Raw genomic sequence first — 24,134 nt, 5'->3', positions numbered from 1 at the left:
GTATGGCTTGTGGTTGACCGTTCCTACCCAATCAGAACTGTTACAGAGCCACCATAGAGCCTAGAACTAGGGAATCATTCTAGGGTATGCAACCTACGAACGTAGTCCTCGCAGGACTTAGGCTAGACAACTAGGGCTTCTTTTACAAGCCCCCACTTCAAAACTAGTTAGAGTTTAAGTGGTGGGTAGTTGACATTGAAAAACTTTGCAGCCTCTTGGAAAATTCCGATCCCATGTAACGTAATAGTGCCTCCATTTTACACAGTTAATTTTTCTATTCTCCAATTTCGCCTCTTCCTTTTCATTGCGAACTATTATTCATCATACAATATTTTTCTTTCGGCAACACCATTACAACTCTTTCCCTTTTGCTTTCTCAGGTGGTCAAGCCCCTAGACAATTTCTGAAAAAACTTTCTATTTATTGTCATTGAGGGGGCCAGACCCTATTGTCTGTTTCACGTGAAACATGTCAATTCTTATCAAACATTCTCTATCTGCCATTCAATTTCTTTTTCGCCCAATTCCTGTAGAATCTTGTTGATTTTTGAAAAAGGGCGGCTGCCAAAAAAGCCTTTGGAAGCAGACAAAGGGCTTGGATGAGGGGATGTAATAACAAAGTGTTTATCGTTGGTTATCAATTTTTGCTTCATCTTTGCCGGACGGCCCCATAATACAAAAATAACCGGCTTTTCACGTTCATTTAATAGGGTGATAATGCGATCCGTGAAAATTTCCCAGCCTTTCCCCTTATGCGAATGAGCTTGTCCTTTTCTTACTGTTAAGACCGTATTAAGGAGCAAGATGCCTTCCTCGGCCCACTTCACTAAATATCCATTATTCGGAATGAAGCATCCGAGATCATTGTTTAACTCTTTTAAAATGTTTTTCAAAGACGGCGGAATGTCTACCCCAGGCTTTACGGAAAAACTAAGGCCATGCGCCTGGTTTGGGCCATGATATGGATCTTGTCCCAAAATCACTGCTTTTACATCTTTAAACGGCGTATAATGCAAAGCATTGAATATTTCGGTTTTAGGAGGATAAATCGTTGTCGTTTTATATTCTTCTTCAAGAAAATTTTGCAGCTTCATAAAATATGTTTTCGTAAATTCGCCCGCCAAAAGCGGGCCCCAATCATTCCGGAAAATTTTTTCAGTAAATTCCAAATCACTCACCTGCTGGTCATTCGTATTCCCTACATAAACGGGCTTCAAACCAAAGGGGCTGACTCATAAGCAAATGGCCAGACCCCTCAAATATAACTTATAGACATACTTTAAAAAGCCATTCTATATTTGTCGTTGACGGAAAGGAGCTTACCCTTTTCAATCGAATTTATTACCCGTGTTCATTATGAAGCAATGGCAGCCGGTTTGCCGCTTCAGACCATTGTCATTTTATTACCCCCCGCTTACCGGCGGAATAAAAGCGATTGTATCTCCATCCTTGATGACTTCTTCATTTCTTGCAAATTCTTCATTAATGGCTGTCATAACGGTTTTCGGAACTTCAATCCCGTACTTTTCAGCAATGATACCTTTTAGTTCTGCAATTGTCTTTCCGCTTGCATCCAGCTGAACAAATTCTTCACCGACTAATTCCCGCAAATGAGCAAAAAATAAAATTTTATTCATCTAAATCTTCCACCTCCGGTTTTCCAGTCGGATAAGCGACGGTTTCCAGCTGGTTGCCGACCCATTCTTCCCCGTCTTCCCAATGTTCCTTTTTCCAAATCGGCACAATTTCTTTTATTCTCTCAATAGCATAGCGATTCGCTTCATAGGCGTCAGCACGGTGGGGAGTGGAAACTGCAATCACGACAGCGACATCCGAAATATCCAATTTCCCGACTCTATGTGTGATCGCAACTTTTGAACCTCTCCACCGCTCCTGGATTTCATTTCCAATCTGCTCAAGCTTTTTCACCGCCATTGCCTCATATGCATCATATATGAGGAACAGCGTCTTTTTTCCATTCGTCAGTTCGCGTACCGTCCCGATAAAAACCGTGATGGCGCCCGCCTCACGCTGAACAACTTTATCAATAACCGATTGGATATTGATTGGAATTTTGGAAATTTCGTAGTTCATCGAGCTCACCTCTATTTTTAAAACATCACCGGGTCAATTTCCAGTACAGCAACAGTCCAAAATTCATACGATTTTATGATGATATTTCCCTTACTTTTTTATATTCTGTATATTTAACAGATTTCCTTTAGAAAAGGGAATTCTTGCTGGAAGTATTTTGGAATCTAGAAAAATAGATTTGCCCCCTATCTCAATTGCCGCTAACTCCTTCTATTTTTTTCATTTCTGACTGTATTCTCAGTGCCTGTTCGTATTCTTCGGGATGATTCATGTTATATAAATACTTTTCGTTCAAAGTAAAAGGAAAGTCGTTTTCCGTTACGATTTTTGCATTCACCGTCTTGAGAAAATGCCGGATTTTTAAATTTTCATCAGCTATGGCGCGATTCACCGCTCCAAGCGTTTCTTTACGATAGGCGGCGTATAGAGGATGGAGCCTTCCGGAAACTTCAGGGACGGCTGCCTCGTATTCATCGAGTGATTGTAAAAGAAATGCCCCTAGTTTAGCGGAGATAAAAGGCATATCGCAAGTGGCAATTAAATTCTTTTCATTTTTGCTTTCAGCCAGACCGGCCTGAATTCCGGCCAGAGGACCTTTTCCTTTAATTTTGTCCTCAACCATAGGAAGATTCAGAAATTGATAATCTTCAAAATTATTGGTTGCGATGATGATTTCAGTGGTTATTTTTCCTAGTTCTTTAGCGATTCGTTCAATGATTGTCAAACCATCCACTATTAGCAGCGCCTTATTTGTTCCCATTCTCCTTGATTTTCCGCCGGCAAGAATAATTCCCGTTGCTTGCATCTTTATCACCTCTTTTTTGGCGGGCCGTTTTTTGTTCGATAACTCCGAATCCTTTTTCTTGATATTCTAGCATACAATCATTAAATTATGGTTTATTCGTTCAAAACCTTTTTTGCAGTTTTTAAAATTTGTACTCTTTTTTTGTAGTGATATAATCTTTAAATAAACGAAATATTTGGACTTTTGGACTGCAAGGGGGAAGCAACAAATGACAATGAAAAAAGTTTTAACGATTGCCGGATCTGATTCCAGCGGAGGAGCCGGGATTCAGGCAGATTTAAAAACATTTCAGGAACTCGGCGTCTATGGAATGACGGCGTTGACGACGATTGTGACAATGGATCCTAAAAACTACTGGCATCATAACGTGTTTCCGGTTGCAATCGAAACATTGAAAGCACAGTTAGAAACCATCCTTTCGGTCGGTATTGACGCGATGAAGACGGGCATGCTCGGATCAGTTGAAATCATTGAATTAGCAGCCAAAGCAATTGACGAAAATAAATTGGACAAAGTCGTCATCGACTCTGTTATGGTATGTAAAGGGGAAGATGAAGTGCTTCATCCGGAAACCGCTGAAGCTTTAAGAGAAGTGCTTGTCCCGCGGGCAACCGTCGTTACGCCAAATCTGTTTGAAGCATGGCAGCTTGCAAAAACAGGTCCAATTAAAAAAATTGATGATATGAAAGAAGCTGCGGCAAAAATCCATGAACTTGGTGCAAAATTTGTACTCATTAAAGGCGGAAGCAAACTTCAGCACGAAAAAGCAGTCGACCTTCTATTTGACGGAACAGAGTTTAGATTTTTAGAGTCCGAAAAAATCGATACAACCTATACGCACGGAGCCGGCTGTACGTATTCTTCCGCTATTACAGCTGAATTGGCAAAAGGCAAGACTGTTCTTGAAGCTGTAGAAACAGCAAAAGATTTTATTACGGAAGCGATTCGCTACGGCTTTAAATTAAACCAATATGTCGGACCGACTATGCATTGCGCATCCCGCTATTTTGGCGCAGGCCGCCGTCTTGAGCATGCTGCAAATAAATAATGGCTGCATCTTAAACCGCGGTTACTGGTTACTACCCCTTCAACATCGATGATTTGGAATGGGAATTCGTCAACAATTTTCTTCAAAAGCAAAGCCGGGAGAAACCCGGCCTTTTTTCATACACGTAGTGGGGCCTGTCCCTTTTATTGCGTTAAAGCGTTAATCCATTGAGGGCCTGTCCCTCAATGAATTAACGCTTTAAAGTATTGAATTTTTTGTTGCAGCTGTGATAAGCGTCAGTTTCGCATTTGTGAGTGATTTTTAGTATGATAATAAGAAGCGCAAGCGTTTTCGAAACAAGCGAAATTTGTTCCTGAGATAATTTTTCTAAAGGCAGCCATCACATGCTGATAGATATTTTTGTGTTGAAAGGAGAACTCTCCGATGGAACCAGTGATTCCTGAAAAAGTTCAAAATGAAATCGATTCATTTGCCAATAAAAAGGTTTATTTGCATTTAGAAACGACTAATGGAGCTTATGCTTCCCACTATAATCAATCTTTTTTTTCTGCAGGAGCTTTTATCCGAAATGCTCAAATTCAGTATGAACACGGTAAAATTACCGGAAATGGCCCATACCGTGTCGGACTTAAAATGGAATTTGGCTGGGTTTATGCGGAAGGGCTTACCCATTTTGAAATCGACAAAAACGGACGGCTTTTGCTCGCCGGCCATGATTTTAACGGCAAACTCGCAGTAGCCTTGCAACTCAGCCTGACCCCATTTGAATAATCAGAACATTTGAAAGGAGCATAAAAGTGGAGAAAGAACGGCAAATATTAATTGTTTTTCCCCATCCTGACGATGAAGCATTTGGCGTTTCCGGCACAATTGCCTCTTATACCCGAAATGGGACACCTGTAACATATGCATGCCTGACACTCGGAGAAATGGGGCGGAATATGGGAAATCCCCCGTTTGCTAACAGGGAGAGCCTTCCGAAAATCCGAAAGCAGGAGCTTCAGGAAGCTGCAAAAATTCTCGGAATTCAAGACTTAAGAATGATGGGTTTAAGAGATAAAACGATCGAGTTTGAAAATGAAGAAAGACTGACGAAAATGATTTCTTCCCTCATTGAAGAATTAAATCCTTCGTTAATTATCACATTTTATCCCGGCTATTCTGTTCACCCCGACCATGAAGCAACAGGTGCCGCAGTTGTCAAAGCTGTTGAGCGGATACCGGTACAAAACCGGCCAAAACTCCATTGCGTTGCTTTCTCGAACAATTGCGAGGAAGAACTGGGACCGCCGGATATCGTCAACGATGTCAGTGCAGTAAAAGAAGCGAAAATGAAAGCTATGAAAGCCCATAAGTCGCAAACGCAGCTTATGACAGCAGAAATGGAGGAAAAACTAAAAAAGAATGATCCGCAAGTACTCGCCTGGCTGCAGAGCGAAAGATTTTGGACCTATAAATTTTCTGCTCCAACTAATACTTTTCATCCGCCATTGTAGAGTAAAAAATGAAAAGGGCTGTCTCATAAGGGTCTGACCCTTAGGCTTTTTATACGAAAATGTCCGGTAAAAAGCAAAAAAGCAACGACCTTTGACTCGCTAATTTCATCATAGATTGCAGGTCAAGGTTCGAAACATTTTCATTTATCGTGGTGGCTGATATACCATGGAGGTTTGAGACAGCCCCTTTTTTACTGCCCATTTTGGAAGATTTCGAGCACTACTTTGATAGCGAAGAGGGAATAGAAAAAATTTTTTGTAAAAATGAGTGATTACTCACTTTACAAATCATTTATTTTGTTTTACTCTACAAATGAGTGATCACTCACTTTAAATAATGAGGTGAAACTATGAATAATGAGGAAGCCATTATATCCACTAGGAATGTTTCAAAATCTTTCGGCAAACAGGAAGTCCTAAAGGATATTAACCTAGAAATTTTTCGCGGAGAAATTTTCGGCCTTCTTGGCCCGTCCGGTGCAGGCAAAACAACGCTCGTAAAGCAGCTGGTGGGGCTTGATTTGCCAACAAGCGGCGAAAATTTTGTTTTTCAAAAACGGATGCCTTCTTTGTCTCTCATTGAAAGAATCGGTTATATGGCGCAATCCGATGCGTTATACGGGGAACTTTCGGCAAAAGAAAACCTTGAATTCTTTGCAGCTCTCTATGGATTAAAAGGAGAGCGGCGCCAAAAAAGAATAAAAGAAGTGATGGAAATTGTCGAGTTATCGGAGCATCTTAACAAACTCGTGTCCAATTATTCAGGTGGAATGAAACGGCGCTTATCGCTTGCGATTGCCTTGCTTTATCAGCCCGAGCTTCTTATCCTTGATGAGCCGACTGTCGGGATTGATCCGGTCCTGAGAAAAAACATTTGGAACTCTTTTTACGACCTTAAGAAAAAAGGCACTACCATCATTGTTACAACGCATGTGATGGATGAAGCGGAAAAATGTGACCGGCTCGGAATGATTCGCAACGGGGAATTGATCGCAGTCGGCACTCCGGAAGAGTTAAGAAGAAACACAAACACAGCAAATATTGAAGAAGCCTTTCTTATATACGGAGGTGCGGAATCATGAGAGTAGGCGCCCTGATTATCCGAATTTTACGGCAATTTATCCGCGACAAACGGACGATGGCTTTAATGATTTTTGCCCCGATTTTGGTTCTGACAATGCTTCATCTCGTTTTTAACGGCGATGACTACAAGCCGAAAATCGGGCTCGCCAATGTTCCAAAGGCTGTTCAAGATCAATTAAACTTAAAAAATGCGAATCTTTCAGACTATGAAAATAGCAAACTGGCAAAAAAAGATCTTGAAGAGAAAAAGCTGGACGCCTATATCGCGTTTAATGGACAAATTCCCTCCATCACGCTCGAAGGAAGCGATCCTAGTATCAATGGGGCTGTTTTAAAATGGTTCCAGGAAGCGTTCAAGCCGCTGCAGCAAACTGGAACAACCCCGGAACCGGACATCAGCTATTTACACGGATCCAAAGATATGGGGCAGTTTGATTACTTTGGGCCTGTGCTGCTCGGATTTTTTGTCTTTTTCTTCGTATTCTTGATTGCCGGGGTTTCATTTTTAAGGGAAAGAACGACCGGTACGTTGGAAAGGCTTTTATCAAGCCCGCTCCGCCGCTGGGAGATAGTCTGCGGTTATATTCTCGGCTTTGGAATTTTTACAATGCTTCAGGCAGGGATTATTGCATGGTACGCCATTTATGTTCTCGGTATGTTAATAGAAGGGTCATTTGGCTATGTCCTGCTGATCATCTTGCTTTTGTCCTTGACAGCTTTAACACTTGGAATCTTTTTGTCGGCTTTTGCAAATAATGAGTTGCAAATGATTCAATTCATTCCGGTCATCGTAGTGCCGCAAATATTCTTCTCCGGGTTGTTTAACCTTGAAACCATTTCTGAATGGTTAAGCTGGATTGGACCGTTCACTCCGCTCTACTATGCTGCGGATGCACTCCGGGATGTTATGGTAAGAGGATACGGATGGGATGATATTTATGTTGATTTGCTCATCCTTGCAGGTTTTTCGGCCATATTTATCACACTAAATATTTTTGCGTTAAAGAAGTACAGAAAGATTTAAGAACGATGAACGCTGGCTTTTTCGGCATGAGGCTGTCTCATAAGAGGCTGACCTCATGTGCATTTTCAATATACGGGGTCTGACCCTCAGGCTTTTTAAGCGGTGTCTTATCCAGAAGACTCATCAATCGTGGAGGCTGATATGCCGTGGAGGTTTAAAACCTCTTCCACTTAAAGCAACAATCTTTTAGAAAAGAGCGTAAGGAGAACGTGATGTACAACGAAGATTTTATGATGAAGGAATTATTTGAGAATGAAGAAGGATTGACAGAAAAGCAGAAAAAAATCATCATTGCGGCGATCGAGTCTTTTTCTGAAAAAGGCTATGCAGCAACCTCAACAAGTGAAATAGCCAAAAAAGCAGGAGTCGCCGAAGGCACCATTTTCAGGCATTATAAAACGAAAAAGGATTTGCTCGTTTCGATTGTCGCCCCGATGATGGCGAAATTCATTGCGCCATTCGTCATTAAAGATTTATATAAAGTCCTTGACCAACGGTTTGAGCGATTTGAAGATTTCTTGAAAGCAATGATTGAAAACCGGGCAGAGTTTTTAAAAAACAACTTGCCGATGATTAAAATTTTCATCCAAGAAATTCCTTTTCATCCTGAACTGAAAGCACTGTTTAAAGAACATATTGCAAACAAAGTCTATGAACGGTTCATGGAGCTTATCAAACATTATCAGGATAAAGGACAGATTATTGAGATGCCTTCTTATAGCGTTGTCAGGCTTGTTGCTTCGTCCATTTTCGGCTATTTATTTGGCCGCTATCTGTTATTCCCGGAAGCAGATTGGGATGACGAAGCAGAAATTGAAAGGACCATCCATTTCATCATGCAAGGACTGAAACCGTAAAGAGGGTCTGGCCCGCTGTACGTTAAAGCGTTAATGTGATGAGGGCCTGGCCCGCTGTACGTTAAAGCGTTAATGTGATGAGGGCCTGGCCCGCTCTGCTTTAAAGTGTTAAAGGCCTGGCTGTTTATGTGCAGCCAGGCCTTGCATCTTATTGTAAATCCGATAGTGATATTTTATATAGCTTATCATCGTTCTCGTCAGGGGTTCCGCGTCCGTCTGTGTTATTGCTGATAAAGTAAAGATCGTTTCCTTCAATAAAAACGTCGCGGATTCGGCCGAGCCCGTTCACAACTTCCCTTGTCGTCCCTTTTTCTAAGTCAAACTCTCTTACAGCGTTTCCCCGTAATGTTACAACATACAGTTTGCCATTATAATAAACCATGCCGGATGGCGCCCATGTGTCCTCACCGGATTGGAAAAGCGGCGGGATCATTCCTTCTTGCTTTTCTTCGCCCATAATCACAGGCCATCCATAGTTTCCGCCGGCTTTTATCAAGTTAATTTCATCGTGGCCGGACGGTCCGTGCTCACTCTCATACAGTGTTCCATCAGGACTCCAGGCAAGCCCTTGAGGATTCCGGTGCCCGTAACTGTACGTATAGGAACCGGAAATCGGATTATCATCTGGAACGGATCCATCGAGATTCAGCCGCAAAATTTTTCCTCCGAGAGATTTAGGATCTTGGGCAGTTTCAGGATTGGCGGCACCGTCTCCTGTGGTTGCGTACAGCTTGCCGCCAGGGCCAATTGCCAGCCTTCCACCGTGATGAAATTGGCCGCTTGGGATTTTATCAAGCAAAACACGCTGTTCATTCCATTTTCCATCTTGTAAAACGAGTTCAACAATCCGATTGAACTGGCCTGTTGGATCTTCGTATGTATAATAGGCAAAAGCTTTGTTTGTCTCAGAGAAATCAGGAGCAAGCACAAAACCAAGCAAGCCTGCTTCCTCTGCACCAGCCAGCCGTTTTTTTAGCAAAACATTTTGCCTCTCTTTTCGGCCATTTTCAATTTTTACGATGCTGCCTGTTCTCTCGCTTATGTAAAAAATGTTTCCGGTCTTATTAATGGACCAGGGAATATCCAAAAGGTCGGCGATTTTTTCCGGTTGGGCCACCGGGCTAATAGTTTCCTTCTCTCCGGAATCAGTGGGGGTCTGACCTTGTTCTTTCTCAGGTTCATTTGAACATCCAAACAACAGCAGAAAGAGACTTAACGATAATAAGATTTTTTTCATTTGTACACTCCTTTCCCTAAAACAAAACTTTTTTCCTGAAAAGGCCTGCCCGCCGCGATGACGCCATTAATGACTTATGTTTGAACCTTTTTAATGGTTGTTACATTTTCTTCCGTAACATTCTGTTCAGCTGTTAACAATGTTCTGTCCATATTAATGGCAATACGTTTAATCATGTTTTCGCCTTCAGACTGATATTTTAAACATTCTTTCAAAGATATTTGCTTCCCTCTCGAATACTTAAGGGAGCCAGACTGTTGTTTTTAATGAAACGTCTGACGGAATCAGGATTCGTCTTCGAATATTCCCGAAGCGCCCAGCCGACCGCTTTTTGAATAAAAAATTCCTTACTGTCAGCGTTCATATTTATATATCGATAAAGAAGTTCTTCATTTGTTTTTTCCTTATATTTCAGCTGAAACAAGATAGCCGTTCTTCTCAGCCATAAATGATGGCTGCCGGCCCATTCTTCGATTGTTTCGGAGATCACCTCAGGATAATCAGCTGCAATCTTGCCAACCGCTTTTTGTGCAAGCATATCAACGGTATCCCACCAGGATTTTTCCGTAATCAAAAATTCCATCAGCTTTACGTGCTCTTTGCCAAGTTTCTTCAGCGATTTCTCGATATATGTGAGAGCTGTATATTGATACTCTCGTTCCGGCAAATTCCAAAGCTCTTTGACAAAATCAGGATGAAAGGGCTCCTTTAAAATGCCTGTTGCCTTAAAAAATTCTTTTTCTATCTGTGCTCTTTCCGGCTTTTTGATCCCCAAGAACAGAAAATGCCCTTTCATATATTTCTCCATCGCTGCAGCGTTTTCACTATTGCGATTCAATTCCATCATTTCTTTTAACACATTTATCAATTTGATTCTCCTTTCGGGGCCTGGCCCGCTCTGCGTTAACGCGTTATAGTGATGAGGGACTGGCCCGCAGTGCGGTAATGCGTTAATACGTTAATTCAATGAGGGACTGCCCCCCCCCCGCTATATATTTCCATTTTAAGATGTTTCACTTGACATTTCTAATGGAAGAGGATTTATGGTTTAAGGAAAAATTTGTCGAAAAATTTAATTTTACTATTTTATGGTTTATGGTATTCTTTATATGAATAAAAAAATAAAGTATTCATATATTCATAAGGTGGTAGACCGATGCGAGGTTTTACAGAACAGGAACGGGATTATATTCGCCAACAATTGCTGGAAAAAGGTAAAGAGCTTTTCTCTGTTCACGGATTAAAAAAAACAAGCATTAAAGATCTTACTGAATCAGTCGGAATTGCCCAGGGATCATTTTATTTATTTTTTCAATCAAAGGAGGAATTATATTTTCGGATTCTTGAAAAAGAAGAAGAACAAATGAAAGAAAGCCTGCTTCATCATCTTAGCAAGCCGGAAACTCCCGAAGATTTCGCTTCCTTTCTTCTGAAAGGAATTGATCTGATTCAAGGCAACTCGTTTATACAGCGTTTATATTTTGAAGGGGACATGGAACTGCTCGTCAGAAAACTTCCCGCTGAAACGATCGCTTCCCATATTCAAAAAGACAATAACTTGTTAATGCCGCTTTTATATTCATGGGGTTTTTCCGGATTTGATGAACAGACAATAAGCGGGGCAATTCGGGCATTTTTCTTAATGACGCTGCACCGGAAAGAAATTGGTGAAAACCATTATGAAAAAACAATACGTTTCCTTGCCGAAGCCATTTCAAATCAAATTTTTAAAGGCGTGAATTCTAATGATTGATGTAAAAAACTTAACTTATGCATATCCGGGGAAAAAAAGCCCTTCAGTAAAAGAAATTCAAATGTCGATTCAAAAAGGAGAAATTTTCGGCCTTCTTGGTCCATCGGGTGCTGGAAAAAGCACAACGCAAAAAATATTAATCGGGCTTCTGAAAGGATACAGCGGTTCCGTCCGTGTTTTTGGAAAAGAAGTTCGCGACCTTCAATCCGATTATTATGAAAAAATCGGCGTTGCTTTTGAATTTCCTAACTTTTACAGCAAATTCAGCGCCATCGAAAATTTGCGCCATTTCAGCAGGCTGTATTCCGTTGAAACAACTGATCCGGATGAGCTCCTTTCAATGGTGGGTCTGTGGAAAGACAGGGATACAAAAGTATCAGCCTTTTCAAAGGGGATGAAAATGCGGCTGAATTTTTGCCGTGCATTATTAAACAACCCTGAAATTATCTTTCTGGATGAACCAACTTCCGGATTGGATCCGGTAAACGGGAAGATGATGCGCAGCAAAATTTTAGAATTAAAAGCAGCTGGAAAAACCATTGTGATTACGACCCATAACATGACTTTAGCGGAAGAATTGTGCGACCGGGTCGCCTTTATCGTAGACGGCCAGATCCATTTGATTGATTCCCCTAAAAGTTTAAAACTCCAAAAAGGAAAAAAGACAGTAAGAATTGAGTATATGGAAGGGAACGAAACGAAAGAAAAAGATTTTCCGTTGTCAACATTAAAGGACAACAGCGAATTTCAAACATTAATCCAGTCCGGCCAGATTTTAACGATTCATACACAAGAAGCCTCACTTGAAGAAATTTTTATTGAGGTTACGGGAAGGAGCCTGTTATGAGACTATTGGCTGCCATTCATACTGATATGAAGTTTCAATTCCGGAACTATCTTTACTATGCATACTTTATTGTCTGCATGCTTTATGTGGCGCTTTTATACTGGATTCCTTATCACTGGAAAGAGGAAACAGCAATGTTTTTGTTGTTTACAGACTGTTCTTTCCTCGGGTCTTTCTTTATAGGAGGAATTGTCCTTTTGGAAAAAGAACAAGGGATATACGACCACCTGTTTGTCACGCCTCTGAAAATTTCCGAAGTTCTTTGGTCGAAAGTTATTTCGCTTGGCGTTTTATCAGTTGTGTCAGGTTTGTTTATCTTTTTGCTTTCATTTGGGTTTTCCTTGAAAATAATTCCTCTGGCAATTGGAATTGCCCTTAATTCCGTATTTGCAAGTTTATTAGGATTGATTTTTACTGTCAGAGTCAAATCAATCAATGAGTATTTAATGATTTCTCCTTTATTCGCAACAGTCTTCTTCCTTCCCGTTTTGGAAGTGATGCATTTCTATGAATCTCCTTTGTTTTCACTTATTCCGGGAAAGGCAGGGCTTTTATTGATGGAAGGGGCCTTTCACCCGCTATCTTCTGCGGATTGGCTCTATGCGATATGTATGTTTTGTGTCTATATTTATCTGGCATACCGACTTGCCTACAGAGCTTTCTATCAACATATTATTTTAAATATCGGAGGCTGACCGGGCATGAAAAAAATATTCGCTCTCTCTCTTTTTGATCTGAAATACGCATATCGGGATTTTATGCTTATGGTTTCGATCCTTGCCCCTCTGTTGCTTGCTCTCGTATTCCGTTTCGGAGTCCCGTTCATCTTTTCTTATTTAGAGGGCCGGTTTTCGATTACATTAAAAAACTATTTCGAATTACAAGCCATAATCCTTATGATCACAGTGCCAGTTTTACTCGGGATGTTTGCAGCTTTCATCATTTTAGATGAACGGGATGAAAACGTACTAACTTTTTTAGCCGTTACCCCTCTTTCGAAAAAAGAATATCTGGCATACCGGTTAGGGACCCCTGTTTTCATCAGTACACTGCTAACTTTTGCGGCACTCTTTATAGCAGGATACGCGGATATTCTTTCATGGCAGACGATCCCGGTTATATTTCTGCTATCTCTCGAGGCACCGCTCGTTGCTTTGTTCGTTGCCGGAGCAGCAAAAAATAAAGTTGAAGGCCTCGCAGTCGCCAAAGTAGCAAGCATTTTGCTGCTTGTGCCGCTTATTTTCGAATTTATCGAAGGGCCGTTGAAGTATATTGCAGGGATTTTACCGCCATTTTGGCTTGTTTCTGCCTTCTTTTCAGCATTGCATTCAGAAGTCGAAAAGTGGTTGATTTTTATAGGAATTTCTATTGCTACCCATTTGTTTTGTATATCGATTCTATTTAATCGATTTAAAAATGCCGTTTTGTAGAAAAAGAGGGGCTGAACCGGGGCAGCCCCTCTTGCGCACAGGTACTTTTCTTCTTTTCTCTTCTAGAAACACTGAAACGAACGGATTCTTTGCAAGTCTGTTCCGTAATACACCCATCTGTTGCCTCTCCAGCGAAAACCCGAAACAGATGTTCTGCCGACATAAGTTGGATAAAACCAGAAACTGCGGCCGTTATCTAACCAAATATAAGTATAACGGTATAAACAGCCCCTTATCGCTCCTGGGTCGACTGCCTGAAGGGAAACTGACTGCTGGGGAGTAAACGAAGGCGGAGGCGATGTCGGCGCTCCTCCTGTTTGCTGGCTGCCCGGGAATGGAGAACCTCCTGTTTGCTGGCCGCCCGGGAATGGAGAACCTCCGAAATCATCAGAAGGAGATCCGGGAGTACCAAACGGCGGGGCTGTCGGATATCCCTGTTGGCCTCCGGGGTACGGATAACTTCCGAAATTGCCGGAAGGAAATCCAGGGGTGCCGAACTGCGGGGCTGTCGGATATCCCTGCTGGCCTCCGGGGTACGGATAACTTCCGAAATTGCCGGAAGGAAATCCAGGGGTGCCGAACTGCGGGGCTGTCGGATATCCCTGCTGGCCTCCGGGGTACGGATAACTTCTGAAATCGTCGGAAGGAGATCCGTCACTGCCGTAAGCCGGGACCGGTGAATACCCTTGATGACTGCCGGGTACTGGCAGAATATTAAATTGGCGAAATCCGTCTTGAACTGAGAAATTCGGAAAAACTGTCGGGAAATATGGATAAAAATTCAATTGATAATCCCCTTTCAAATGGCTTACTTTGTAATGTATGCAAAACATCTATTATGGTGAAAAAAGTATTAAACAGTTATTTCATCCAGTTTCTTAAACTCATCTGTAATGTTCTCCGTAAGTTGGTGAGTACCTATAAGACAATTAGAAAATCTGTAATATTTTTGCAAAAACAAAAAAGACTGATATTAGGTTTTTATCCTGTTATATCAGCCTTTTTCTTTTAGAGTATTATATGCCTTAATTAAGTTAGCATCAGGTGTTTCATTTTGAATACATTTGAAAATTAATTTTTCCAGATTCTTAAGATTTAAATCTTCTAAAGCTTTAATAGAGGCATCTATCATTTCTTCAGAGCTGGCCTTAGACCAGTCCAATAAAAAACCATTGCTCAGTGCTAGTATCCTAAAAAATTCTCTCTGTGTTCTTCCGTTTCCTTCCCTAAAGGGATGAGCCGCATTCACATGGTCAAAATAGTACGCTAGCCTTGTAGCAAAATCAGTTTTATTATCAATATATTTTAAATAGCTTTCATTTCTTAATGGTATTTCCACATATTCTCTAAAATACGTGCTCAATACCATATGCCGTGCAAAAAGGTTCCCTTTTGATATATCAACTACCCTTATCTCTCCTGCCCAATCATACAAATCCTGAAAAATATAACGGTGAATCGCTTGTAAATGTAATAAATCAAAGTTCCCAATAATAGGATTTTCAAAAAGTTCTAACAATCTTCTTCCGGTAAGAATACGTTCGATTTTGTGAAGCCGATCTTGTTCTTTAACATGCAGCTTATTTTTTAAAACATTGGTTCCAGGATATACATATCGATCACTCATACGATAGTTCTAGAACCTTTCTAAGAAATTCCTCTTCAGAAATCAAACCTAATGTTTTTGCTTTTATTAGCTCCTCTTCTTCAGCTCGTAAATAAAATCCTTCAATTGCCATTGTACCTTTTACCTGTTTCATTCCTTCATTCAAATCAAAAAAAGGATTTTTTGACAAAGAAGTTAATCCTCCCCTCATAAAATGACTTTCAATTCTATTTCTTTTCTTATATGCACGAGAGAATGTTCGATTTTTAACCAATTTGCCCTTTTTTACCCTAGCTGAAACAGACGATTTAGCAAATTTTATTCCTTGTCCATTTAATGACATAAGAAACACTCCAATTAATTATTGCAAATCAATAAAAAGAAGTCAGTCGTATATTGTACCTTTTATTATATCATTGATCGCAATATGCATCAGAAATTGACATTTGTTTTCGTTTTTTGTATCATCAGCACTCTATTTGTTTTAAAATGTTGAAAAAACCCACACCTTTTACAGGCATGGCGATCTTTATTTAATTAAATCTGCTAATACCCCTTCCGTCACTGTTAAAAGATCGTCGACTGCTAGTTCCATTTGCACACCGATTTTCCCGGCGCTAACAACAATCGTTTCCCATTCAGAGGCTGTTTCTTCGAGAAATGTTTTGTACTGCTTTTTCATGCCGACAGGAGAACAGCCGCCTCTGATATAACCTGTTAATTTTTGAATATCTTTTACAGGAATGAGATCTACTTTCTTTTCCCCGGCGGCTTTTGCCGCTTTTTTCAAATCCAGTTCTTCCGCGACCGGGATGATGAATACATATACTTCCTTGCTTATTCCTTGCGCTACCAGCGTTTTAAAAACCTGCCTCGGGTCTTTATTTATTTTTTCCGCGACGGAAACCCCGTCAATTTTTCCATCCTTATTGTCGTATGTAATAGTTTGGTAATGAATTTTCTTTGCGTCAAGAATTCGCATCGCATTCGTTTTTATCTGTGCCATTCTTTCGCTGCTCCCTTGCTTGTTATCTAAATTTATTTTAGCACTTGAATGAACGATTTCAAAAAAAGGGGTCTGGCCCTTACAACGCTTTAAAGCGTTAATGTGGTGAGGGTCTGGCCCGCGATGCTTTAAAGCAATAAAGCCCGATGTTAAATGAATAACTTTCTTGCTCAAGGGAAATAGTGGTAACAGAGTGGGCACTTTGTTCACATTGACTTATTGCGTGGAAGAAAATACAGGAATACCGATTCTAAAGGAGGTAGAAGAATGGCTGAAAATGACAAAGTTAGCAAAAAAATGCCTCAGTTTCCCGAACCGTATTGGAGGAATTCTGCCAATCTTCCGTCGTTTGAAAAACTGACGGGCGACAGAGAAGCGGATGTCGTCATTGTCGGAGGCGGAATAACCGGGATCACTGCCGCTTATTTACTGGTAAAAGAGGGGCTTCAAGTTGCCCTCCTGGATGCGGGGAATATTTTAAACGGAACGACCGGACATACAACTGCAAAAATCACTGCCCAGCACGGCTTGATTTATGATGAATTGATCAGCCACTTTGGGGAAGAGAAAGCTAAGCTTTACTATCAAGCAAGCATAGATGCACTGACATTTATAAAGAATACAGTAAAAGATCGGCAAATTGATTGTGATTTAAATGAAGAGGATGCCTATGTTTATACAAACTCGAGCAACTACACGCAAAAAATCATCAATGAATTGAAAGCTTATGAAAAACTGGGGATTGACGTCGAATTCCTATCTGAAATTCCCATTCCGGTAAAAATGAAGGCTGCAATTGTCATGAAAAAACAAGCACAATTTCATCCTTTGAAATACTTATCCGGGCTTGTGGAATATCTATCCCAAAACGGCTGCAGCATATACGAGAATACAACAGCCGTTGATATCGAAAAAGGCGAACATCCCGTTGTCACGACAAGAGACGGCCATAAGATCACATGCCGGAGTGTCATCATCGCTTCCCATTTCCCATTCTTTGATAAAACCGGTGCATATTTTGCGAGGATGTATGCCGAACGTTCATATGTACTCGCGGTAAAAACAGAGAAAGAGTATTCAGGCGGAATGTATATTAATGCTGAACAGCCGACCCGGTCTCTTCGTTATGCAGAAATAGACGGGGAAAAGCTTATCTTATTTAGCGGCGAAAGACATAAAACCGGACATGCCTTTAATACAATGAAACATTATGAAGCTCTTGAAGCATTTGCCGAAGAAACATTCGGCATAAAGGAAATCCCCTACAGATGGTCTGCCCAGGATTTAACTACATTGGACAAAGTTCCATATATCGGACCGATTTCCTCAAACAATCCAAATATATACGTTGCATCCGGTTACCGCAAATGGGGAATGACAAACGGAACGGCAGCTGCCATGTTGATTACAGATCTTATCTTAAATAAAGAAAACCGTTATGAAGACTTGTTTACGCCATCCAGATTTAATGCTGATCCAAGCTTAAAGAAAGTTATCTCACAAAATTTACAGGTTGCAAAAGATCTCATTGAAGGCAAACTTGAACACCCTGCAAAATATCCTGAAGAATTAGGTACTGATGAAGGAGCGGCTGTGACTGTTAATGGCAAACGCGCCGGAGCTTATAAAGACGAAGAAGGCAAGTTGTATATTGTAGATACAACATGTAGGCACATGGGCTGTGAATTGGAATGGAATAATGGGGAACGAACATGGGACTGTCCTTGCCATGGCTCGCGTTATTCTTATAAAGGAGAAGTAGTCGAAGGTCCTGCGGAAGTTCCTCTAAAACAAATCGAAAATCAATAGCATCTATATTGACGCGTGTATTAGATGAAAAAAAGTGCAGCTAAACGGTAACAGGATGCTATTTGAGCTGTTAAATGCCTCTTTCGAAAGGGGCATTTCTTCTACTTTTCACCAAATAAATGTCAACTACCCAATGACTAAAGTTGGGGCTTCCTTCGGCGGAGAAATGGTGATAACATAAGGAAAAGGTGAGAACATTGAGTGGGGGATAAGCATGAAAACTCCAGAGCCAAGAAAACGATACACTTATCAAGATTATTGTGAATGGGAAGGAAGATGGGAGTTAATAAACGGTATTCCCTATAACATGTCACCAGCACCCTCTACACAGCATCAGAGGATAGTCGGACAATTATATGTTGCTCTAAGTTCTTATTTAAGTAAAGGAACTTGTGAAGCCTTTATTTCTCCATTTGATGTACGATTAAGTGAAACAGAAGACTATAACAATCCTGATACTGTTGTTCAACCTGATATATCTGTCATTTGTAATCCAAAACAAATAGATGAAAAAGGATGCAAAGGTGCTCCTGGTTTAGTGGTAGAAGTTCTATCACCATCTACCGCTTTAAAAGATCGAAATGAAAAGTTCAAGCTGTATGAAAAGTACGGGGTAAAAGAATACTGGATGGTGGATCCGATTCATAAGACAATAGAAGTATATGGTTTAGTGGAGAACCATTTTACTCAAAGAGAGGTATTCGGAGAAGATAGTTCCTTACAATCTTTTCTTTTTAAAGACTTTACACTAAATTTAAAAAATATTCTATAACACAAAAGAATTACGAGATTCTCTCGTCAATTCCAGACTGTCGACAAACCCAAACTTAAATTCTCCATTTGAGTTTGGGTTTGTCTATTTCTTCCTATATTTATAGGCATTTTATCCTTATATTAGGCTGGGCATAGTCTTTTCCATGTCCAGTTTGCCAATTTCTTTAATTTCATGACAGCGAAAGTAAACATCGCCCTCACGGACAATTTTTCCAACCATAGAAGGGTTGTCAATTGCATAAAGCAGCGCGGGCAAGACCCTCAATGCGTTAACGCTTTAAAGCAGCGCGGGTCTGGCCCGCACTCCATTAACGCTTTAAAGTGGTGCGGGCCTGTCCCTCATTGCATTAACGCTTTAAAGTGTCAATTCAATAAACTTTTATGAATCCAAATGGCTGCCTGAGCTCCTTCTCCCATGGCAATTACTGCTTTCTCGGAATGGGCAACTACATCTCCCGCCGCCCAAACGTTTTGGATGTTCGTCATTTTTGTTCTCGAATCGACAAGAATATGCTTGTTTTCAAGGACTTCTACTCCGAGCTGTCTTGCCAGATCTGACCGCACCTCTTTTCCGCCAAAAGCAATAAATGCTCGAGTGCTCATGACATTTTCCCCGTTTGCCAGCTTTACTCCCTGAAAATTCTCCCCATCTGCCATCACTTCTTGAATAGGAACATTTATATACTCAATATTTTTTACTTTTAACTTTTCTAAAACCTTTTCATCTACTTCGGCTTGCTCATGATTAATATAAATAAGCTCCTTCGTCCAATAATATAGCGTCAATGCCATATTAGCGCCAGGGTTTCCCGATCCCAATACAATTGTTCGTTTATTTTTGACCTCATATCCATCACAGTCCGGACAAACAAACACACTTAAGCCAAGACATGGAAAAAGCTCCGGAAAATTTGGAATCCGATCCATCACCCCGGTTGTAATCAAAAGCCTTTTTCCGGTGTATTTGCTCCCATCCTTGCCGCTAAGTACAAAATTTCCATCAATCGATTCAGCTTTTTCAATTTTATCATCAACAAAATTGACTCCAAAACTTTCGGCCTGCTTTTTGCCAATATTCCTCAGCTCCGGGCCGCTGATCCCGTCAGGCCACCCTAATATATTGTGATAGCCATTGCATATATTGGAACGTCCATCGTTAGAGTCAATAACAAGCACATTGTGATCGTATCTTCCGAGCAGGATTGAGCTTTGCAGACCGGCAATTCCCCCGCCGATGATTAAACAATCATAAATCACGTGATCCCCGCCTTTCATTCATTGTTTCTCGTTACTATCGTTTCCTCTTTTTCGTCCTGCAACACATAAAGTTTCTTGCGTGAACTCCGGCAGGTGAATCATGTCCAAAGCGTTTCATGTGAAGCCTGATAAAAATAAAAACCAAAGACCATTAAGAGATCTTTGGCTTAACAATTCACTTATTCATCTGCTCAAGAAATCCTCCAAGCAGGCTGTCAAGGTCGTCTACCTCTTCCTCTTCTTTCTTTTCTTCCTCAATGCTTTGCTGTGATTTTGCACTGTCCCAACTAAAATTAGCTAAATCGTCTTCTATTTCATTTAGAGTTTCATTCGATTCATCAAGTGATTGATTCACAGGTTCCTCCAAACGTTCGTCAAAATCGGAATCAGCCATTGGTTCTTCTTGCAAATAGAGGGCCTCATCGATATCGGTGGCTTTGCTGTTTAACGCCGCAAGAAGAGCGGTGGAACGAACCGGATCATTTATCAGGTGATAAAGAATACTCCCTAACAGAGCTTCTGAATGCTCATGTTTGAGCCAGTCCCGCTGAACTTTGCTCAGCTTCTGCGGAAGAGGAATGCTAATCATTTCCCGTTCTTTAGAAAGTGTCTGGCTGATACCTTGAATCACGAATTCAGCAATTTTACTGGAAAAATTCCGCTTCTCTGTTTCTTTCAATTTCTGCAACTGTTTAACTATGTGGTCGGGAGTATCCGAAGGTACACGAAAGGCGATTGTTTGTCCCCTTTTGATCCCGTTTGATGCTGATTTGCTCATAATATCACCTTATTTAAGCCTTCACAGGTTTTTGTTCCTCTCCCTTTTTCTCTTTTGCCGTTCTACGAACATAGTCAGAAATTAATTTATAATAAGCATTCGCCATCATCCAGATGCTTTCTTTTTCATCTTCAAAAAAATCGATATTATAGCCGTCTAAATTATTATTTAACGTTTTAATATAATCTTTTAAAATAATGGAACCTCCGCCTACAAAGTAACAAATCTCGGTTTGGGAATTCTTTTGCCACATATTTCGTAAAAGTCGATACTGTTTCTTCGCCAAATCAAGGAGGATTCGGTCGGTAATATCATGGACACTTGTACGGCTGCCCCTTACCATAATATGATTGCGATCGCTCTTCTTTGTAATAATCTCTACAACATCGCGGCGGCTGTCCAATTCGACTCCGTGCCGTGAGCGAATCTCTTCCCTGATCGCCTCTAAAGCCTCAGAAACGCCAAGATTAAATCCTTGTGCTTTATCATCATCCACTTTTCGGTCTTTAATGACGGCGATATCTGTCGATAATCCGCCAATATCTTGGATAAGGATTCTTTTATTAATTAAATCTTTATTGATAATATTCAAATTATTATCCATGACAAGGTTAATGAATGCAGCAAACCCTTCAGGATACACTTTCACTTCATCAAATTTGATATTTACTTTCAATCCTTGATATTTAGGGGTAATTAAAAATTCAACTTGGTGAACGGAACCTAATAATTTCGAGCGGTAGCCGGTATCTCTTCCTTCTTTTACTTCGCGAAGAGGCAAGCCGGTGCCCAAAGTATAATTCGCATCGATGACATTTTTCGACTTTGGAAACATATTGGAATTTTCCGGCCGGACCGCATCCAAAGCAAGGGAAGCAAACAGCAAGACCAATGTTTGATCCTCTGCTGACTTGCTGCTGCCGGGGTCTAATTCAGAAGCATTGTCACTTTTTGTAGCTAAATGGCCGACACGATAAATAACGTTATTTTCTTTTAGAGCAGGGGAGTGCACTTTGATATGTATACCGTCCAAAGGATCTTGATTATCTAATTCTTCTATACCGATAACAGGTCTGTCCTCGATGTCTCTAGCAATCACGTTCGGAATATTTAATTCATATTCGAATTTTCCAAAAATCGCTTTTAACGAATCATTTCCAACGTCTACCGCCGCTATTCTGCTATTGCTCATTGAAAAAATCCTCCTTTTCAGTCATAGGTTTTTTGTTAAGCGTATATGACTGTGAAAGAGGATTCAATCATCTTGGAAAATATTAACGAAAACGTAAACATGTACACGCGAATGTAAACTTAAAAACAAAACTGTAAACATGTCGAATTATAAGGAAGCAAACGTTTTTGTAAACATGTAAACAAAAATGTTTGCAATTGCAAACAATACGTAAACATGCAAACATATTTGTTTACAAGGAATGATCGTATAGTTCTGTTCTATGCAGTAACATACAGAAAAAAGCAAAAGTCTTCCAGTGGCTTTATGCCCCCGATAAACTTCTGCTTTACTGTTATTGGCTTCCGTAAAAAACAGTACAACTTTTAGCTTTTTTTACATTCTTTTATTTCATCAACTAGCTTTTCCGCTACTCTTCTATACAAGTTGCTAATGTTAACAAGTGTAGCGATGAATAATGCCTTCTCCAAATACTGTGAATCTTGTTCTTCCAGCTTGGTGATTTCTTCATTTACATCTTTCGCCTTTTCTTCAATATCTTCTTTAAAGGATTCGACATTTTTCGTAAAAAGATAAAGATAGCTCTCGTAAAAAGCCTCTAAATTGAAATCCCCTGCTATGATCTTTTCATTCAAACCATCAAGAGTCGTTTTAATATCATTGAGGGATAGCGCACCTTTTAACTGATAGATCAAGCTGATTAATATTAAATGTTCTTTTGAATATTTTTTATTTTTAATAGAAAAAAACAGTTTTCCTTTGGCATAGTTATTGATCATCGTTTTCGTTAAAACTTTTTCATCTTCCGTACGTTTTGTTGCACCGTATTTTTGTTCAAATAATTGAATTACTTGATCCATGTACAAGTCAATTTTCGGAAGATCCTCCAATGTAATGATATTTTCAAACCCAAGATCTGCAATGATTTCATTTACTTTCTCCATTGTTCCAACCTCTGTTTTTTCTTTCATTTTATCTTTATTGATGATGTTAGTAAACTGTTGACTACCTTTCATTATACATATATTATTAAATATAGTATTAAAAACTACATAATATCGCAGGAGGAATATTCAGTGAACAATTATATCCGCGAACCAATTAACGGACTGACACATTTAGCCGGTGCGATTTTATCATTTTCCGGACTGCTTGCAATGGTCATCAAAGCTTCGATGACAACATCATCAAAACTCGCCATTACAGCTGTGATCATTTTTGGCATCAGCATGATCCTTTTATATTCTGCCTCTGCGACGTATCACATGGTCATTGCAAAAGATAAGGTTATTGCCTTCCTTAGACGGCTCGATCATTCGATGATCTTTGTCATGATTGCAGGATCATATACTCCCTTTTGCCTCATTACCTTAAAGGGAAATGCAGGCTGGACGATTTTTGCCATTGTCACATCAATAGCTGTTTGCGGCGTGCTATTCAAAATGATCTGGTTTAAATGTCCGAGGTGGCTGTCAACTTTGCTGTACATTCTAATGGGATGGATTATTATTTTCGCTTTTTCGCCCCTTGCTGAAACATTAGATCGTAATGGCGTGTTTCTTTTAGTGCTCGGAGGGATTTTCTATACGGCCGGCGGTATTATTTACGCAACGAAACCGAAATTTTTACAATCAAAATACATGGGCTTTCATGAGATTTTTCACATCTTCATTCTGCTCGGAAGCATCTCTCATTTTTTGAGCGTATTTTTGTATGTTCTATAAAAGGGTCCCTTTTTTAACATACGAAATGAGCTCATAAATATGTTCGACGACTAATATATCGCAATAAAGGATCATAACCCGAAAGATTTTAAAATCATTTGACTAACTTGATACGATTTTATACTCAAAACGCAAAGTTTACTTTCCTAACTTTTTAAATAAGCGGGAATAACCCGTTTTTTTATTCATCTAAAAAAATGCATGACATCGTCACCTATGATGAGAAACAAATGCTTCTGTATGGTACCGGTGAAATGATTCGTTTATACGTGCATATGCGAATATCCAAACGTTGCCCATGCTTTGAAAAATAAAGTAGGAGTCTGGTAAGATGAAAACAAATCAATCAAAGGG

27 protein-coding genes are annotated in these 24,134 nt (G+C 40.1%); 13 read left to right on the top strand and 14 right to left on the bottom strand.

What is annotated here, in order from left to right:
* Window positions 1-481: 481 nt before the first annotated feature.
* The 4 genes from PB1_RS07500 to mobA form a co-directional block, all read right to left on the bottom strand.
* Complete coding sequence (locus PB1_RS07500) at window positions 482-1,168, bottom strand: uracil-DNA glycosylase (protein ID WP_003351675.1); 687 nt, start codon at window positions 1,166-1,168, stop codon at window positions 482-484.
* Between the two features lie 234 nt (window positions 1,169-1,402).
* On the bottom strand, window positions 1,403-1,636 hold the full coding sequence (gene moaD, locus PB1_RS07495; protein WP_003351674.1) for a molybdopterin converting factor subunit 1: 234 nt from the start codon (window positions 1,634-1,636) through the stop codon (window positions 1,403-1,405).
* Window positions 1,629-2,093, bottom strand: coding sequence for a molybdenum cofactor biosynthesis protein MoaE (locus PB1_RS07490; protein ID WP_003351673.1), 465 nt, complete (start codon window positions 2,091-2,093; stop codon window positions 1,629-1,631). Before PB1_RS07490 ends, moaD begins: the two co-directional genes overlap by 8 nt.
* Window positions 2,094-2,283: 190 nt before the next feature.
* A complete protein-coding gene (gene mobA, locus PB1_RS07485; protein ID WP_003351672.1) occupies window positions 2,284-2,898 on the bottom strand; it encodes a molybdenum cofactor guanylyltransferase in 615 nt (204 codons plus the stop codon).
* Between the two features lie 208 nt (window positions 2,899-3,106).
* On the opposite strand from mobA, the gene pdxK reads away from it, so the two are divergent.
* From pdxK to PB1_RS07455, 6 genes are all read left to right on the top strand, one after another.
* Window positions 3,107-3,946: a pyridoxine/pyridoxal/pyridoxamine kinase gene (gene pdxK / locus PB1_RS07480; RefSeq protein WP_003351671.1), complete on the top strand. Its 840-nt coding sequence runs from the start codon at window positions 3,107-3,109 to the stop codon at window positions 3,944-3,946.
* Between the two features lie 384 nt (window positions 3,947-4,330).
* Entirely contained in the window at window positions 4,331-4,678 is a 348-nt protein-coding gene (locus PB1_RS07475) for a YojF family protein (RefSeq protein ID WP_003351669.1), read from the top strand.
* A gap of 26 nt (window positions 4,679-4,704) precedes the next feature.
* Entirely contained in the window at window positions 4,705-5,403 is a 699-nt protein-coding gene (gene bshB2, locus PB1_RS07470) for a bacillithiol biosynthesis deacetylase BshB2 (protein WP_003351667.1), read from the top strand.
* 350 nt (window positions 5,404-5,753) lie between these two features.
* Window positions 5,754-6,485, top strand: a complete 732-nt coding sequence (locus PB1_RS07465) for an ABC transporter ATP-binding protein (RefSeq protein WP_003351666.1) — start codon at window positions 5,754-5,756, stop codon at window positions 6,483-6,485.
* The gene (locus tag PB1_RS07460) at window positions 6,482-7,510 is read left to right on the top strand and encodes an ABC transporter permease (RefSeq protein ID WP_003351665.1); all 1,029 of its coding nucleotides are present in this window, start codon (window positions 6,482-6,484) and stop codon (window positions 7,508-7,510) included. The genes PB1_RS07465 and PB1_RS07460 overlap by 4 nt, the downstream gene beginning before the upstream one ends.
* Window positions 7,511-7,722: 212 nt before the next feature.
* The gene (locus tag PB1_RS07455; protein ID WP_003351664.1) at window positions 7,723-8,367 is read left to right on the top strand and encodes a TetR/AcrR family transcriptional regulator; all 645 of its coding nucleotides are present in this window, start codon (window positions 7,723-7,725) and stop codon (window positions 8,365-8,367) included.
* A 148-nt stretch (window positions 8,368-8,515) separates the two neighbouring features.
* Here PB1_RS07455 and PB1_RS07450 read toward each other — a convergent pair whose 3' ends face one another.
* Window positions 8,516-9,604, bottom strand: a complete 1,089-nt coding sequence (locus PB1_RS07450) for a PQQ-dependent sugar dehydrogenase (RefSeq protein ID WP_003351663.1) — start codon at window positions 9,602-9,604, stop codon at window positions 8,516-8,518.
* A 211-nt stretch (window positions 9,605-9,815) separates the two neighbouring features.
* A complete protein-coding gene (locus tag PB1_RS07445) occupies window positions 9,816-10,472 on the bottom strand; it encodes a DNA alkylation repair protein (protein WP_003351660.1) in 657 nt (218 codons plus the stop codon).
* A gap of 288 nt (window positions 10,473-10,760) precedes the next feature.
* On the opposite strand from PB1_RS07445, the gene PB1_RS07440 reads away from it, so the two are divergent.
* Genes PB1_RS07440 through PB1_RS07425 form a run of 4 tightly spaced genes read left to right on the top strand, consistent with a single transcriptional unit; the run spans window position 10,761 to window position 13,634 of the window.
* On the top strand, window positions 10,761-11,357 hold the full coding sequence (locus tag PB1_RS07440) for a TetR/AcrR family transcriptional regulator (protein ID WP_003351659.1): 597 nt from the start codon (window positions 10,761-10,763) through the stop codon (window positions 11,355-11,357).
* On the top strand, window positions 11,350-12,204 hold the full coding sequence (locus PB1_RS07435; protein ID WP_003351658.1) for an ABC transporter ATP-binding protein: 855 nt from the start codon (window positions 11,350-11,352) through the stop codon (window positions 12,202-12,204). The genes PB1_RS07440 and PB1_RS07435 overlap by 8 nt, the downstream gene beginning before the upstream one ends.
* Window positions 12,201-12,899 (top strand): fluoroquinolone export ABC transporter permease subunit, encoded by a 699-nt coding sequence (locus PB1_RS07430; protein WP_003351657.1) that lies wholly within the window; start codon window positions 12,201-12,203, stop codon window positions 12,897-12,899. Before PB1_RS07435 ends, PB1_RS07430 begins: the two co-directional genes overlap by 4 nt.
* A 6-nt stretch (window positions 12,900-12,905) precedes the next feature.
* Window positions 12,906-13,634: a hypothetical protein gene (locus tag PB1_RS07425; RefSeq protein ID WP_003351656.1), complete on the top strand. Its 729-nt coding sequence runs from the start codon at window positions 12,906-12,908 to the stop codon at window positions 13,632-13,634.
* 62 nt (window positions 13,635-13,696) lie between these two features.
* On the opposite strand, the gene PB1_RS18555 is transcribed toward PB1_RS07425, so the two are convergent.
* The 4 genes from PB1_RS18555 to ybaK all read right to left on the bottom strand — a co-directional run bounded on the left by PB1_RS18555 (window position 13,697) and on the right by ybaK (window position 16,246).
* Entirely contained in the window at window positions 13,697-14,419 is a 723-nt protein-coding gene (locus PB1_RS18555; RefSeq protein ID WP_003351655.1) for a hypothetical protein, read from the bottom strand.
* Window positions 14,420-14,628: 209 nt separating this feature from the next.
* On the bottom strand, window positions 14,629-15,261 hold the full coding sequence (locus PB1_RS07415) for a Fic/DOC family protein (protein ID WP_003351654.1): 633 nt from the start codon (window positions 15,259-15,261) through the stop codon (window positions 14,629-14,631).
* Complete coding sequence (locus PB1_RS17700) at window positions 15,254-15,430, bottom strand: hypothetical protein (protein ID WP_162139920.1); 177 nt, start codon at window positions 15,428-15,430, stop codon at window positions 15,254-15,256. Before PB1_RS17700 ends, PB1_RS07415 begins: the two co-directional genes overlap by 8 nt.
* A 339-nt stretch (window positions 15,431-15,769) precedes the next feature.
* On the bottom strand, window positions 15,770-16,246 hold the full coding sequence (gene ybaK / locus PB1_RS07405; protein WP_003351652.1) for a Cys-tRNA(Pro) deacylase: 477 nt from the start codon (window positions 16,244-16,246) through the stop codon (window positions 15,770-15,772).
* Window positions 16,247-16,513: 267 nt separating this feature from the next.
* On the opposite strand from ybaK, the gene PB1_RS07400 reads away from it, so the two are divergent.
* Window positions 16,514-18,055, top strand: a complete 1,542-nt coding sequence (locus PB1_RS07400) for an FAD-dependent oxidoreductase (protein WP_003351651.1) — start codon at window positions 16,514-16,516, stop codon at window positions 18,053-18,055.
* Between the two features lie 214 nt (window positions 18,056-18,269).
* Window positions 18,270-18,827, top strand: a complete 558-nt coding sequence (locus PB1_RS07395) for a Uma2 family endonuclease (RefSeq protein WP_003351650.1) — start codon at window positions 18,270-18,272, stop codon at window positions 18,825-18,827.
* Between the two features lie 365 nt (window positions 18,828-19,192).
* Here PB1_RS07395 and PB1_RS07390 read toward each other — a convergent pair whose 3' ends face one another.
* From PB1_RS07390 to PB1_RS07375, 4 genes are all read right to left on the bottom strand, one after another.
* Entirely contained in the window at window positions 19,193-20,086 is an 894-nt protein-coding gene (locus PB1_RS07390) for an NAD(P)/FAD-dependent oxidoreductase (protein WP_034645100.1), read from the bottom strand.
* A gap of 175 nt (window positions 20,087-20,261) precedes the next feature.
* A complete protein-coding gene (locus tag PB1_RS07385; RefSeq protein WP_003351645.1) occupies window positions 20,262-20,864 on the bottom strand; it encodes a hypothetical protein in 603 nt (200 codons plus the stop codon).
* A 13-nt stretch (window positions 20,865-20,877) separates the two neighbouring features.
* Window positions 20,878-22,056 (bottom strand): ParM/StbA family protein, encoded by a 1,179-nt coding sequence (locus PB1_RS07380; RefSeq protein WP_003351644.1) that lies wholly within the window; start codon window positions 22,054-22,056, stop codon window positions 20,878-20,880.
* Window positions 22,057-22,421: 365 nt separating this feature from the next.
* A complete protein-coding gene (locus tag PB1_RS07375) occupies window positions 22,422-23,000 on the bottom strand; it encodes a DUF1836 domain-containing protein (protein ID WP_003351643.1) in 579 nt (192 codons plus the stop codon).
* 132 nt (window positions 23,001-23,132) lie between these two features.
* Between PB1_RS07375 and trhA the strand changes: the two genes are divergently transcribed.
* On the top strand, window positions 23,133-23,780 hold the full coding sequence (gene trhA / locus PB1_RS07370; RefSeq protein ID WP_003351642.1) for a PAQR family membrane homeostasis protein TrhA: 648 nt from the start codon (window positions 23,133-23,135) through the stop codon (window positions 23,778-23,780).
* The last annotated feature ends 354 nt before the right edge of the window (window positions 23,781-24,134 follow it).

The organism is Bacillus methanolicus PB1, from assembly GCF_000262755.1.
GTDB classification, from domain to species: domain Bacteria; phylum Bacillota; class Bacilli; order Bacillales; family Cytobacillaceae; genus Bacillus_Z; species Bacillus_Z methanolicus.
This window is presented reverse-complemented; position numbering and strand designations above follow the sequence as displayed.